14 protein-coding genes are annotated in these 12,704 nt (G+C 69.4%); 7 read left to right on the top strand and 7 right to left on the bottom strand.

The genetic code is table 11. The features are described from left to right. Nucleotides 1–26: 26 nt before the first annotated feature. Entirely contained in the window at nt 27–1,754 is a 1,728-nt protein-coding gene (locus ACESMY_RS03110) for a sensor histidine kinase (protein WP_372782053.1), read from the top strand. A 41-nt stretch (nt 1,755–1,795) separates the two neighbouring features. After that, the gene (locus tag ACESMY_RS03105; RefSeq protein ID WP_372782051.1) at nt 1,796–1,933 is read left to right on the top strand and encodes an entericidin A/B family lipoprotein; all 138 of its coding nucleotides are present in this window, start codon (nt 1,796–1,798) and stop codon (nt 1,931–1,933) included. Between the two features lie 63 nt (nt 1,934–1,996). On the opposite strand, the gene ACESMY_RS03100 is transcribed toward ACESMY_RS03105, so the two are convergent. Continuing rightward, nucleotides 1,997–2,800 carry a protein-glutamate O-methyltransferase CheR gene (locus ACESMY_RS03100; protein WP_372782049.1) on the bottom strand — a complete coding sequence of 268 codons (804 nt, stop codon included), beginning with the start codon at nt 2,798–2,800 and terminating at the stop codon, nt 1,997–1,999. Then, nucleotides 2,797–3,162 carry a PleD family two-component system response regulator gene (locus ACESMY_RS03095; protein WP_372782300.1) on the bottom strand — a complete coding sequence of 122 codons (366 nt, stop codon included), beginning with the start codon at nt 3,160–3,162 and terminating at the stop codon, nt 2,797–2,799. Before ACESMY_RS03095 ends, ACESMY_RS03100 begins: the two co-directional genes overlap by 4 nt. 125 nt (nt 3,163–3,287) lie before the next feature. On the opposite strand from ACESMY_RS03095, the gene ACESMY_RS03090 reads away from it, so the two are divergent. After that, nucleotides 3,288–3,782 (top strand): hypothetical protein, encoded by a 495-nt coding sequence (locus ACESMY_RS03090; protein ID WP_372782047.1) that lies wholly within the window; start codon nt 3,288–3,290, stop codon nt 3,780–3,782. A gap of 12 nt (nt 3,783–3,794) precedes the next feature. Here ACESMY_RS03090 and chpT read toward each other — a convergent pair whose 3' ends face one another. Further along, on the bottom strand, nt 3,795–4,463 hold the full coding sequence (gene chpT, locus ACESMY_RS03085; protein WP_372782045.1) for a histidine phosphotransferase ChpT: 669 nt from the start codon (nt 4,461–4,463) through the stop codon (nt 3,795–3,797). 81 nt (nt 4,464–4,544) lie between these two features. Here chpT and cysQ point away from each other — a divergent pair, with 81 nt between their 5' ends. Beyond that, nucleotides 4,545–5,303, top strand: a complete 759-nt coding sequence (cysQ, locus tag ACESMY_RS03080; protein WP_372782043.1) for a 3'(2'),5'-bisphosphate nucleotidase CysQ — start codon at nt 4,545–4,547, stop codon at nt 5,301–5,303. Nucleotides 5,304–5,325: 22 nt separating this feature from the next. On the opposite strand, the gene ACESMY_RS03075 is transcribed toward cysQ, so the two are convergent. After that, on the bottom strand, nt 5,326–6,339 hold the full coding sequence (locus tag ACESMY_RS03075) for an acyltransferase family protein (protein WP_372782041.1): 1,014 nt from the start codon (nt 6,337–6,339) through the stop codon (nt 5,326–5,328). A gap of 120 nt (nt 6,340–6,459) precedes the next feature. Further along, nucleotides 6,460–6,648 (bottom strand): hypothetical protein, encoded by a 189-nt coding sequence (locus ACESMY_RS03070; protein ID WP_372782039.1) that lies wholly within the window; start codon nt 6,646–6,648, stop codon nt 6,460–6,462. Between the two features lie 98 nt (nt 6,649–6,746). Here ACESMY_RS03070 and ACESMY_RS03065 point away from each other — a divergent pair, with 98 nt between their 5' ends. Together ACESMY_RS03065 and ACESMY_RS03060 are read left to right on the top strand one after the other, a co-directional pair. Beyond that, nucleotides 6,747–7,913, top strand: coding sequence for a PepSY-associated TM helix domain-containing protein (locus ACESMY_RS03065; protein WP_372782037.1), 1,167 nt, complete (start codon nt 6,747–6,749; stop codon nt 7,911–7,913). A gap of 29 nt (nt 7,914–7,942) precedes the next feature. Beyond that, the gene (locus ACESMY_RS03060; RefSeq protein ID WP_372782035.1) at nt 7,943–8,446 is read left to right on the top strand and encodes a DoxX family membrane protein; all 504 of its coding nucleotides are present in this window, start codon (nt 7,943–7,945) and stop codon (nt 8,444–8,446) included. On the opposite strand, the gene ACESMY_RS03055 is transcribed toward ACESMY_RS03060, so the two are convergent. After that, complete coding sequence (locus ACESMY_RS03055; RefSeq protein WP_372782033.1) at nt 8,424–9,101, bottom strand: Fe2+-dependent dioxygenase; 678 nt, start codon at nt 9,099–9,101, stop codon at nt 8,424–8,426. The two genes, ACESMY_RS03060 and ACESMY_RS03055, sit on opposite strands and share 23 nt — an antisense overlap. Before the next feature lie 32 nt (nt 9,102–9,133). Beyond that, nucleotides 9,134–11,614, bottom strand: coding sequence for a TonB-dependent receptor (locus tag ACESMY_RS03050; RefSeq protein WP_372782031.1), 2,481 nt, complete (start codon nt 11,612–11,614; stop codon nt 9,134–9,136). A 229-nt stretch (nt 11,615–11,843) separates the two neighbouring features. On the opposite strand from ACESMY_RS03050, the gene ACESMY_RS03045 reads away from it, so the two are divergent. Then, on the top strand, nt 11,844–12,668 hold the full coding sequence (locus tag ACESMY_RS03045; RefSeq protein WP_372782029.1) for an enoyl-CoA hydratase/isomerase family protein: 825 nt from the start codon (nt 11,844–11,846) through the stop codon (nt 12,666–12,668). The last annotated feature ends 36 nt before the right edge of the window (nt 12,669–12,704 follow it).

Below are 12,704 nucleotides of genomic sequence, written 5' to 3'. Positions count from 1 at the left end.
AGCCCTTCCATGAGCGGCCTGCCCCCATGACGGGTCTAGCTTGGGGTTCGCTGAGCACAATCAGGGTCCGCCTGATCGCCGCGCTCGCCGCGGCGCTGTTGCCCGTGCTGATCCTGGGGGTGGTCCAGTCGGCCATCGCCTTCAACCGCGAGCGGGTCACTCTTCGCCAGAACCTGGGCTTCGCCGCCGAGCGCAGCGCCGCCACCGCGCGGACGCGCATGGAAGGCGCGGGCATCCTCCTGCAGACCCTCGCGCCCGGCTCGGTGGGATACCAGTGCGGCGACCGCCTGGCCGAGGTGGTGCGGCGCATCCCCGGCTACGCCAACCTCGTGCGCTTCGACCGGCGCGGGCGGGTGGACTGCGCGGCCGGCAACGTGCCCGCCGATACGCAGCGCGCGCTTCGGCCCTGGTTCCAGCGCCTGGCGCGCGGCGACAAGCTGGTCATCACCCGCGATCCCGGCCAGGCCTACGCCACGGAGCCCTCGATCCTCGCCGCGGTGCCCGCCGAAGGCGCGCAGGGCGAGTTCGACGGCGCCTTCGCCGCGGCGATCACGCTCGCCAGCCTCGAACCCTCGGTCAGCGACCCGACCCTGCCGGCCCACTCCGACGTCGCCCTGGTCGACGGCGCGGGACACTACATCAGCGCGACCGACCCCAAGGCCTTCCCGACAGCCTTGCCGAAGGGCTGGCGCAACCAGATCCGGCTGAACGGCGCCCACGTCTGGTACGGGGCCGACACCATCGACGGGCGGCGGGTCTATTCCGCGGCCCCCGTGGCTGGCGACGAGGTCTATGTGGTGCTCTCGGCGCGCTCGCCGGGGATCCTGTCCTGGGCCTGGCTCAATCCGCTCTCGGGTATCCTCTTCCCGCTCCTCACATTCGCCCTGGCGCTCGCCGCGGTGAGCGCGGTGACCGACCGGGTGGTGGTGCGCTGGATCACCTATCTGCAGCGCATTGCCTCGCTCTATGCCCGCGGCCGGCTCAGCGTGCGCCCGGTGCAGGCCGAGCAGATGCCGCCGGAAATCCGCGAGCTCGCCGAGACGCTTGAGGACATGGCCGACGCCATCGTCGGGCGCGACGCGTCCCTCAGGGATTCGCTGGCCCAGAAGGACGCGCTGATGCGCGAGATCCATCACCGGGTGAAGAACAACCTGCAGGTCATCTCCTCGCTGCTCAACATGCAGCAGCGCGCCCTGACCGATCCCGCGGCGCGGGCGGCGATGTCCGACACCCGCCAGCGGATCACCGCCCTCGCGCTCATCTACCGCGCCCTCTACCAGGGACCGGACCTGAAGCGGGTGGACCTGCGGCCCTTCCTCGAGGAGCTGACCGCCCAGCTGCTGGCCGGCGAGATCGCCCACGGCCCGGCGGTGCGCACCGAGCTTTCGGTGGACGCCCTGGTCATCGATCCGGACCGCCTGGCCCCGCTGGCCCTCTTCGCCGTCGAGGCGATCACCAACGCGCAGAAGCACGCCTTCACCGGTCGCGGCGGCAGCTTGACCCTGGCCTTCCGGGTCCGCGGCGAGGAGGCCGAGCTGGAGATTTCCGACGACGGCCAGGCCGGCGAGGACGCGTTTTCATCCTCTGGCGTCGGCCGCACCCTGATGACCGCCTTCGCCCGCCAGCTGCGCGGCCGCGCCGAACTGGTCCGCAACGCAAAGGGCGGGGTCACGGCCCGGCTGCTCTTCCCGACCCCGATGGCCGACGCGCCGCGGCCCGAAGAGGCTGCGGGCGGGAACCAAGCGGCAGCATGACCGTTGTTGCTGGGCGAGTTTCAAACCCCGGAGAATTCTCAATGCGTAAGATCGTCCTCTTTGCCGTCCTGGCCGCCAGCATGGCCGTCGCCGCCTGTAACACCGTCGCCGGCGCCGGCAAGGACGTCTCGGCTACCGGCCACGCCGTGACCGACACCGCCAACGACGCCAAGCACTAAGACGTCCCATCTGGAATTCGGGAGAGCCCCGCCGCTTGCGGCGGGGTTTTTCTTTGCCTGGCCTCAGGCCACGGCCCGCGCCGCCTCGGTCCGCTGATGGAACCCTCCGGCGCTTGCATGAAGCCCCGGCGCCGCCTCGGTCTCGCCCAGCACCAGCCAGCCACCCGGAGCGAGCGCGCCCTCAAGATTGGTCAGTACCCGTCCGCGCGCCTCATCGCCCAGATAGCCCAGCACATTGCGGCAGAGCACCAGGTCGAACTTTCCGAGCCGCGTCAGGTCCTCCGTCAAGTTGACCCGCCGCCAGCGCACCATCTGGCGCAGCCTGGGCGACAGGGCGAAGCTGTCCTCGGCCCCTTCGAAATGCCGCACGAGGCGCTGAGCCGAGAGGCCGCGCTGCACCTCGAACTGGCTGTAGACGCCCGCCTGCGCCTTCTCCAGGCGCCGCTCGCAGAGGTCGGACCCGAAGACCTCGATCTTCACGCCCGGCGGACTGCGCTCCTCGAGCGCCATGGCCAGGGAATAGACTTCCTGTCCGCCGCCGCAGGCCGCGGCCCAGAGCCGTAACCCCGCACCCTCGCGCTGGCGCGCCAGGGCCGGCAGCACCTCGCCGACGATCCGCTCGAAGGCGGCGGGCTCGCGGAAGAAGGCGCTTTCGGCCGGTGACATCGCTTCCACCGCCGCCCAGATCAGCCGTTCCTCGTCGCGGTCGCGCACCGCCACGACGAACTCATGCACCGAGCCGAAACCCTCGCGCCGGGCCACCGGACCCAGCCGGTTCTCAAGCATATAGGCGCGGTCCGGATCGACCCTCAGGCCCGCGCGATCGGCGCAGAGGCGGGCGATGAGCTCGCGGTCCTGCGGGGTCATAGGAGACCCACCAGCCCTAGCTTCGAGGCGACGATGTCGCCGTCGAAGGGCTTCATGATGTATTCGTCGGCCCCCGTGGTCAGCGCCTCGCGGATGCGGTCGAGATCGTTCTCCACCGAGCAGAAGATCACTTTGGGCGCGTCGCCGCCGGGCTCCTGGCGCAAGCGCCTCAGGAATTCCAGCCCGTTCATCACCGGCATGTTCCAGTCGAGCAGGATGACGTCCGGCGCCGCCGTGCGCACCCAGGCGAGCGCCTCGACCCCGTCGCCGGCCTCCGCCACCTCGAACCCCAGATCCTCGAGGATCCGGCGCGCGACCTTGCGCACGACCCGGCTGTCGTCGACGACCAGGCAGAGCTTCAGGCTGGCGGAGTCCTTAACCATGCCAACCTTGTCGCGCCGCGATGGTTAAGGACCGGTGGAGGTGAGGACCCTAGCCAAGCTGGCCAGATCGATTTACATACGTAGTTTTCTACGGATGTAAAAGCATGCTCGCCCGCCTGAAGACGTTCGGCATCGTCCTCCTCCTGGCGGCGGTCGCCGGCATGCCGATCAGCGTCGGCGTCGCGACCTGGCTGGACCACCAATCGCTGCGGAAGGAATGGACCGCCATCGGACCGGCCTGTCCGGTGGTGGCCGCGCCTTCGCCGGCCGCGCTCGGCGCGAAGCCTCCACCGCCCTTCACCTATCGCGGCGCGCGCTTCGCCTACCAGATCGGCGACGTGGAATGCGTAGCGGCGCCGGAGAAGAACCTCTTCGACTCGTCCAACTACACGGTCTGCCAGTTCGACGCGGCCGGCGCCGTGGCGGTCACCAAGGGCGGCCGCACGACGATCTTCGAGCCCGGAATCGGCCACGGGGCGACGGTGACCGTGCGAAAGGGCCAGGTGTCCTGCGCCATCATGGGGGCCGGCCGCTTTCATGGGCCCACCGTCGGGCGCCAGCTCCAGGCCGCCAAGGATCGCGAGGCTCGCCCGCGCTGAACGCGACGCCGCTCAGGCGGGGATCGTCGCGCCGAGCGTGACCTTCTCGTCGCCGACCTCGACCAGGACCCGGCCGCCGGCGTCAGTGACGAACAGGTGGACATAGCGGGCCTGGACCCAGTGCCCGTGCAGCCCCTCGCCCGGGCCTTCGCCGCGCAGCCCACTCAGCACTTCGGGCCGCAGCCGCGCGCGCGGGCCGGCGGCCTCCACGGTGATCGCCATCGCGCCGCCCTCTTCCACGGCCCGCACCCGGGCCGCCCCGCCGGTCGGCAGGGCCGCGCCCGCCATCTGGGCAAGGTTGAGCAGGGTCCGCGCGGCCGGCTTGTTCACCGCCGGGGTCGTCACCTGCCAGTCGAGTTCGGCGCGCATGTGGGCGAAGACGCCCTGGGCCAGCTTCTCCAGCTCGCGCGCGTCGAAGGTCTCCGCCGAGGCAGAGGCGCCGAAGGCCACCCGGGTGAAGGCCAGCAGGTCCGCCAGCTTGCGGGCCGAGGCGGCGATCAGGCCCATGGCGTCCTCGCGCATGTCCTGGGCGGTGGGGTCTTCCAAGAGGTCGAGCCCCGATACGATGGCGCTCGCCGGGCTGATAAAGTCGTGGCACATCCGCGCGGCCAGGTAGGCAGCAAGCTCGGCAGGGCGAATGGGCGGGCTCTCGTGGGCCGCGGTGGCGGGGGTTTGCGTCATGAACCCGACCTTGCGGTGATTTGAGCCTTTGGAAAACCGCGCGCGGCCCATAAGAGAGCCGGCCTGGAGATCGAGGTGCGCATGAACGACATCGGGGCCGAGCTGGCCGAGATCTGCGACGCGGCGGCCGCCCTGATCCTGCCGCTCTGGCGCTCCGGCCTGGCCGTGGCGCACAAGGCCGATGAAAGCCCGGTCACCGAGGCCGACCGGGCGGGCGAGGCCCTGATCCTCAAGGCGCTCGCCGAACGCTTCCCGGACATCCCCGTGGTTTCTGAGGAGGACGCCAGCGAATTCGGCGCGCCGGAGGCCATCGGCCCGCGCTTCTTCCTGGTCGACCCGCTGGACGGCACCAAGGCCTTCGTCCGCGGCGACCCGCACTTCACGGTCAACATCGGCCTGATCGAATATGGCCGGCCGGTCGCCGGCGCCGTCGCCGCTCCGCCCTCGGGCGAGGTCTGGTACACCGCCGGCGGCCAGGCGATGAAGCGGCTGCAGGGCGTCGCCGCCAGGCCGGTGCGGGCCCGCCCGTGGCCGGAGGGCGCGGCGCTGGCGCTCATCAGCCACACCATGAAGGTCGAAACCGCCGACAAGCTCGCCGAGGAATACGGCTTCCATCTGCGCGAACCGATGGACTCGTCGATCAAGCTCTGCCGCATCGCCGAGGGTGCGGCCGATATCTACCCGCGCCATGGACCGACCATGGAGTGGGACACCGCCGCGGGCCAGGCGGTGCTGGAGGCGGCCGGCGGACGCCTGACCACGCCCGAGGGCCAGCCGTTCGTCTACGGCAAGGCGCACGAGGGCTTCCGGAACGGCTGGTTCGTGGCGCGCGGCGCCTAGGACCTCTTCGACGACCGCGCCGCTACTCGGCCGCCAGGACGATCGCCGGCCTGGGCGGCCGCGGCCGGGCAAACGCCATCATTGGGCGTTCGAGCCAGCGGTAGGCGGCCAGCGAGACTGCGACCGATACGGCGAACACCAGCGGCAGGTACGGGCCAAGCCCTCCCGGTGGCGCCAGGAGCAGGGCCGCCGCCAGGATCGGCGGGTGGAACAGGTAGAGCGAGTAGGACGCGTCGCCGAGATCGGACAGGGGCGAGCGCGGGATCCGGAACTGGACGGCGGCGAACACCAGCAGCGCCGCCGGGGTCCCCATGAGCATGACCCTCTGAACGCCCACGTCGCCGCTGATCAGGCTTCTGAGCAGATTGATCGGGACGATGTCGCTCACCGCCAGGACGCTGACGATACCCAGCGCGGCCGCCCCGGCGAGCAGGCCCAGCGATCTGGAGCGCGCGCCCAGCCGATAGATCGCTGCCCCGGCCAGGAACTCCAGAATCAGGGGATTTCCAAAGAAGCTGAACCCGCCACCCCAGGCTTGGCGCGCAAGGGAACAGGCGGCGAAGGCAAAGAGTGCGGCGGGAACGAGCACCCGCGGGCGGAACAGCGTCAACGCCACGACGACGTAGAACAGCATCTCGAAGCAAAGCGTCCAGCCGACCTGGAGAAGCGGACCGTTGGGGGCCGGGAAGAAGGTCAAGGTCGAGACAAGCTTGGCCAGGGTGAACTGGCCGTCGTTGAGCACGAAAGGCGCCATGGCCAGCGTCGCCAGCCAGTAGATCGGCACGATGCGGACGAGGCGAAGCCGCATGAACTCGGCGGGCGATTTGCCCGGCGCGGTCTTCGCCATGACGAAGCCGGAGATGACGAAGAACACATCGACCCCGAAGGAGCCGATGTTTGCCACCGCCCGTTCGAGCACGGGCAGGGCGCTGAACACGATCCCCGCCGGGCGATAGACCTGCGAAATATGGGTCCAGGCGACCAACGCCGCAGCGAGGAAGCGCAAGACCTGCACTGACTCCGTGCGGTTGGGCATTCAGCTCCCCAGGCGGAGCGGGACGCAGGCTGTCATCATGCCAAGGCCGCGGCGCGCACCGGCGCAGATTAAGGCGGCGGACGTTGAGGAGTGTTTACGACACCGGCTTCGCGCGGCGCGTCAGATCTTGTGGGGGAGGTTCCACTCGGCCGAGGCGGGACCGGAGGCGGAGACCGTCTGCAGGTGGTCCTGCGAGGCCGCGAAAGCGGGACGGCCGAGCGCCAGGTAGCTCACGAAGCCCACCAGGAACGCCACCGCCGCGAGCCATGCGAAGGGACGGGCGATCTCGAAAACAGTGGTGGAGGGCATCGGCTGGCTCCTCGGCGAACTCTACGAATAGGGAACACCGCTCGAGGCGCTTGGTTGCCGGGACTTGTTTTTGCGAATAGCTCGCATTAGCAAGACATATGACTCAATCGATCCTGGCGCGCCTGCGCCGCGTCTGGCTCACCCTTCATCTCTGGCTGGGCGTCGGCCTGATGGTGGCGCTGGTTCCGCTCAGCGTCTCCGGTTCGCTGCTGGTCTGGCACGACGCCCTCGATCACAGCGTCTACGCCCAGCGCTATGCGGTCAGCGGTCCGGCCGCCAGCCAGCCGGCCTCGATCTACGCGGCGGCGACCCAGAGCGCGTTCGCGGGTCAGGCCGACCTCACCCAGCTTCGCCTGCCGTCAAAGGCCGGCGACCCGGTGGTGGCGGTGGGCCGTATCGTGGGACCGCCCGGCGCCAACGGCCGGCCGCGCACGCTCAACGCCTGGATCGACCCCCCGACCGGCAAGGTGCTGGCCACCGCCGAGATCGCGAGCAGCGCGACCATGATCATCCACCGCCTGCACGGCCAGCTGCTGGTCCCCACTGTCGGACGCAAGATCGTGGGCTGGCTGGGCTGGGCGATGTTCGTCTCATCGGCGACGGGGCTGTGGCTCTGGTGGCCGCGGCACGCCAATGTGCTGAAAGGCCTGCGCTGGCGGCGCAGCCCGTCCACGCTCTTCAACCTGCACCACATGGCGGGCTTCTGGATCTGCCTGCCGCTGGCCGCCTTGTCGATCACCGGCGTCTACATCGCCTTCCCGCAGACCTCCCACGCGCTGGTCGGCGCGCCGCCGCCGCCCGGCCCTGGGATGGGCGCGCGCCCGGCTCGCAACGATCCGCGCTTCGCCCCGCCGCTCGCCGCCCCACACCTGTCGGTCGATGAGGCCGTGGCCGCCGCGATCGCCCATGCGCCGGGCGCATCGCTCGCCAGCCTGAACCTGCCGCAGCAGGGCAACGCCCCGGCCTGGCGCGTGGAGGTGCAACCGCCGGGCGCAGATCCCTCCCGCACGATCCGCATCGACGACGCGAGCGGTGAGGTGAAGGGCGGGCGCGATAGGGGCCAGGGTGCCGGCCCGCCTCGGTCGGAAGGCGGGCCGGACCCCTTCTCGCGCTGGGTCCGCCGCCTGCACGACGGGACCGATATGGGCCTGGCCTGGAGGCTGGTCATCACGGCGGCCGGCGTTGCGCCGCTGATCCTGTCGCTGAGCGGCCTGGTCATGTGGCTGCGGCGCCGCGGCCGCAGACTGGCGCTCAGGCACGCGTAACGAACTGCGCCGCCGGGCGAATGACAGGCATGACCCTTGCCGCGCCGCGCCCCGCCGACCTCGCCTCCCGTCTGCCTGTTCCCGCCGGCTGGTACGCCCTGCCGCTGAGGCTGATCGTCGGCTACGGCTTCATGGCGCACGGCTACGCCAAGCTGGCGCGCGGGCCGGAGAATTTCGCCGGCATCCTCCATGCGATCGGCACGCCGATGCCCTGGATGATGGCGTGGACGACGATCCTCGTCGAACTGGTCGGCGGCCTTCTCGTGCTTCTGGGCGCCTTCATACCGCTGGCCAGCGTGCCGATGGCCGTGGTGCTCGTCGTGGCGATCGTGACCGTGCACCTGCCGAACGGTTTCAGCTCGATCAAGCTGCAGTCGGTGACGGCGAGCGGAGCCCACTTCGGGCAACCCGGCTATGAAACCGACCTGCTCTACCTGGCCGCGTTGGCGGCCCTGGCCGTCGGCGGCCCGGGCCCGCTGGCCTTCGACCGGCTGTTCCGCCGCAGGCCGCCTAGATCTCGGCCCACATCCTGAGCAGGTTGTTGTAGGTCCCGGCGAGGCCCACCACCGCGGGATCGCCCTGCCCGACCTGGACGCTCAGCGCCTGGATGGCGTTGTCGAGGTCGTAGAGCAGACTGCGCTGGGCGTCGGCGCGGATCATCGACTGGGCCCAGAAGAACGAGGCCCAGCGCGAGCCGCGGGTGATCGGCGCCACCCGGTGCAGGCTTGAGGCCGGATAGACGATCATGTCGCCCGCCGGCAGCTTCACCGCGTGCTCGCCGTAAGTGTCCTCGACGATCAGCTCGCCGCCGTCGTAGTCGGCCGGATCGGTCAGGAAGAGGGTGGCCGACAGGTCCGTGCGGAACCGCACGGGCCCGGCAAAGCGGATCGCGTTGTCGACATGGGTGTCGAAGGCCATGCCCTCGTCGTAGCGGTTGAACAGCGGCGGGAAGACGCGCAGCGGCAGGGCGGCGGAGACGAACTGCGGATTGCGGCCCAGCGCCGCCAGGATCATCTCGCCGAGTTCGCGCGCGGCCGGCGCGTCCTCGGGGACCTGCAGGTTGCTCTTGGCGCGCGCCGACTGTTCGCCCGCCGTCACCCGCCCGTCGACCCAATCCTGGGCCTGAAGCGTCTCGCGGCACTTGGCGACCTGGTCGGGCGTGAGGACGCCCTCGACGTGGAGCAGCATGGCTCTGCCTTAGCGCCCAGCCCCGGCGGACGCTAGAAGCTCGCGCCCACCGATACGATGATCGTCCGTCCCGCCGCCGGCGTGGCCCGGGTGCCGAAGGTCTGGGTGTAGTTCAGCCGGTCGGCCAGATTGTAGCCATTGACCGCGAACCGGTAGCGGCCGGTCTTGTAGCTGACATAGGCGTCGAAGGTGAGGTTCTCCGGCGCCTGGGCGAGCTTCAGCGCCGTCAAGGTCGTGCGGTCGGTGAAGCTGACGCTGCGGGGCGTATAGCCGAGGGCGAGTTTCGACTGATAGGTCACGTCGCCGCCGATCGAGAGGCCGTCGACCCAGTTCGACAGGTCATAGATCGAGAACAGGGTCGCGGAGTTCTTCGGCACGAAGGTCACCTGCTGGCCCACCGCCACGGTGTTGATCACCGGGATCGCCGCGGGCACGCCCACCGGGCAGACCACGCCGGTCGGCACGCCCGCCGCGGAGGTCGGCACGGCGCAGTTGGAGAAGGACTCTTTGATCTTGGCGTCGAGGTAGGTGTAGCCGGCGCTGATCGTCCAGGCCTCGGTGATCCGGCCCGAAAGGCCAAGTTCGATCCCCTTGACCTCCTGCCGCTCGCCCGACTGGGCCTGCAGGAAGCCGGTGGCCGGATCGGTCTGCAGGGCGTTGTCCTTCTTGATGTCGAACACCGAGGCGGTGGCCGACAGCTTGGTATGCGGGATCAGGAACTTCGCGCCGGCCTCGTAGATCTCGCTGTCCTCGGGGGCCAGGTCCTTGGTGGTGACGGCGATGGCCGCCGCGGCGCCCACGATCGAGGCGCCCTGCGGGGTCTGCGATTTGCCCCAGGAGACATAGTAGGTCTGGTCGGCGTCCGGCTCGAAGACGACGCTGACGCGCGGGCTCTTCAGGTTCGGCTTCACCTTCAGGTCTGAGGAGGTGTTGTTGAAGAACAGGGATTGAAGGTCGGCCGTGTAGCGGTCGAACCGATAGCTGCCGATCACCGACAGGCTGTCGGTTAGCCACAGCCGGTCGGTCAGGAAGATGCCGGCGTCGGTGGAAGAGCCGTTGCTCTTCTCCGTCGCGGTTCCCACGGTGTTGGTGAACACGGTCTGTCCGTTGACCACCGTGGTGCAGTTGCCGGCGCCGGCGCAGTTGACGTTCTGGCCGGGGAAGGCGCGGAGCACGAAGTAGCCTGCCGGGAAATTGGGGTTCGGATTGACCAGCGGCCGCGGGATCGCCTGGCGGGTCGAGAAGCCGAACGGCAAGGCGTAGGCGTAGATCAGCTTGTCGTTTTCCTGGCGCGACAGGTCGATCCCGAAGATCGCCTGGTTCTTCAGCGACCCGAGGTCGTAGTCGATCCGCGCCGTCGAGACGTTCTGCAGGCCCCAGGCGTCCATGTCGTAGGGGCCCTGGCCGCCGTTGCCGCCGTTGGCCTCGGTGGCCGGATTGTTGTCGAAGAGGGCCGCGGTGCAGGGCGCCAGACACTGATCCAGGGTCGAGTACTGGAAGTAGCGGCTGTAGACCGCGTAGCGGGTGTCCGACGTCACGCTGACCTTGTCGTTGACTTTGTGCGAGAAGCGCACCGTCAGCATGTCGGTGTCAGACCGGTCGACATCGTTCTTGTAGCCGAGGAAGCTGGAGCGCTCGACGCCCACACCGTACTCGGTCACCGGCAGCGCGACGATGTCGCCGGGCTTCTGGACGATGATCACCCCATAGTCCGGACGCTGATGATCGTGCTGGTGCAGGGCGCTGATCGTCAGCTTGGTGTCCGTACCGAGGCCGAAGCCCCCCGTCACCGCCGCGCCCCAGCGCTTGGAATAGATATCGTCGCGGTCGACGACGCCGGTGTTGTTCCCCATCAGGGTCAGGCGCACCGCGCTCGTGTCGCTGAGCTTGTGGTTGATGTCAGCGAGGGCCCGATAGTAGTCGCCGTTGCCCACATAGGCGTCGACGCTGGTGAAGTTGTCGAGCTTCGGCCGCTTGGAGATGGTGTTGATCGCCCCGCCGGTCGTGCCGCGGCCGAACATGGCGCCGGACGGGCCTTTCAGGACCTGGACTTCCTCGTAGTTGAAGCTGTCGCGGGTGTAGGCGCCGAAGTCGCGCAGACCGTCGACATAGACGTCGTCCTTGGCGTCGAAGCCGCGGATCTTGAACTGGTCGCCCGAGAGCGTTCCGCCCTCGCCGATGGCGATGGTGATGCCAGGCACGTTGCGTAGCGCGCCTTCCAGGGTGTTGATCCCCTGGACCTTCAGCTGTGCGTTGGAGATCACGCTGATCGCCTGGGGGGTATCCTGTACGGTGGTCTGCAGGACCGACAGGCCGGTGTCGCGGTCGAGCGGCTTGAGGTCGCCGGTGACGGTGACGCCGGAAACCGTGGCCGCGGCGTCCGCCGCATCGCTGGTCTCCGCGGCCTGGGCCGTCACGCCATAGAGGCTGGCCGCGCCCGCCATCATGGCGAGCCCCAGCCGGGCCGGGCGCGACTTGCGATAGCCCACCACGCCAAACGACCCGTTACGCATATGAAGTGTCCCCGGAATCCAGAATTGCTATTGCGACGCGTTCTTAACTAGGGCGTCGCGGCTTGGCAATGAGAATGATTTGCAGAAGCGTTCGCAACTCTCCCAGGCGCGGCCGGTCGGGAAAGGCGTTCTCGCCGTCGCGCGCGGGACGGCGTTCAGGATTCGACGCCCGCCCGGATCGGCGCGATGCTGGCGAAACCCCGACTGCGCAGACATGGGAGGATCGGTCATGGCCTACGAAGGCGCCGACTACGAAACCATCACCCTTGAGCGCCGCGGGACGGTCGCGATCCTCACGCTCAATCGCCCCGAACGGCTGAACGCGCTGTCCGCGGCCCTGCGCGGCGAGGTGGCCCAGGCGGTCGCCGCGGTGAAGGCCGACGACGAGGTCCGCGCCATGGTGCTGACCGGCGCCGGTCGAGGCTTCTGCGCCGGGGCCGATCTCATGGGCGACGGCGCGGTGGCGACCGGCAAGCCGGCGCCCCGGAACACCCAGGCCGAGCGCCTCGACGACCTCTTGTGGATGGGCCGCTGGGCCCTGATGTTCCGCGACTTCGACAAGCCGATCATCGGCGCGATCAACGGCGTGGCCGCCGGCGCGGGCTTCTCCACGGCCCTCGCCTGCGATGTGCGGATCGGCTCGGAGCATGCGCGTTTCAAGAGCGTCTTCATCGAACGCGCCATCTCGCCGGACTCGGCGATGAGCTATCTCCTGCCGAGGATCGTCGGCTACGCGGAGGCGGCGGACATCATCTTCACCAGCCGCGCGGTGGGCGCCGACGAGGCGCTGCGGCTCGGCCTCCTGAACCGCCTCACGTCGCAGGATGAACTCGGCGAGGCGGCGATCGCCTACGCGGAAGAGATGACCGGCTGGCCGCCCTTGGCGTTGCGGGCCTCTAAGCGGGTGCTGCAGCAGAACGTCGACGCCGAGTTCGAGGCGGCGCTGCGCAACGAGGTGAAGGGCCTGGACGTCGCCCATCGGGCGCTCAACGACGCCAAGGAATCCCGCGCCGCCTTCGCCGAGAAACGCAAAGGCGTCTACACGGGGACCTGATTTGCGGTCATAAGGCCCCCCTCATTTCCCAGGGCC

Source organism: Phenylobacterium sp. (genome assembly GCF_041691455.1).
In the GTDB taxonomy this organism is placed as follows: domain Bacteria; phylum Pseudomonadota; class Alphaproteobacteria; order Caulobacterales; family Caulobacteraceae; genus Phenylobacterium.
Note: the sequence above shows the minus strand (reverse complement) of the source record. Positions and strands in the feature narration are given on the sequence as shown.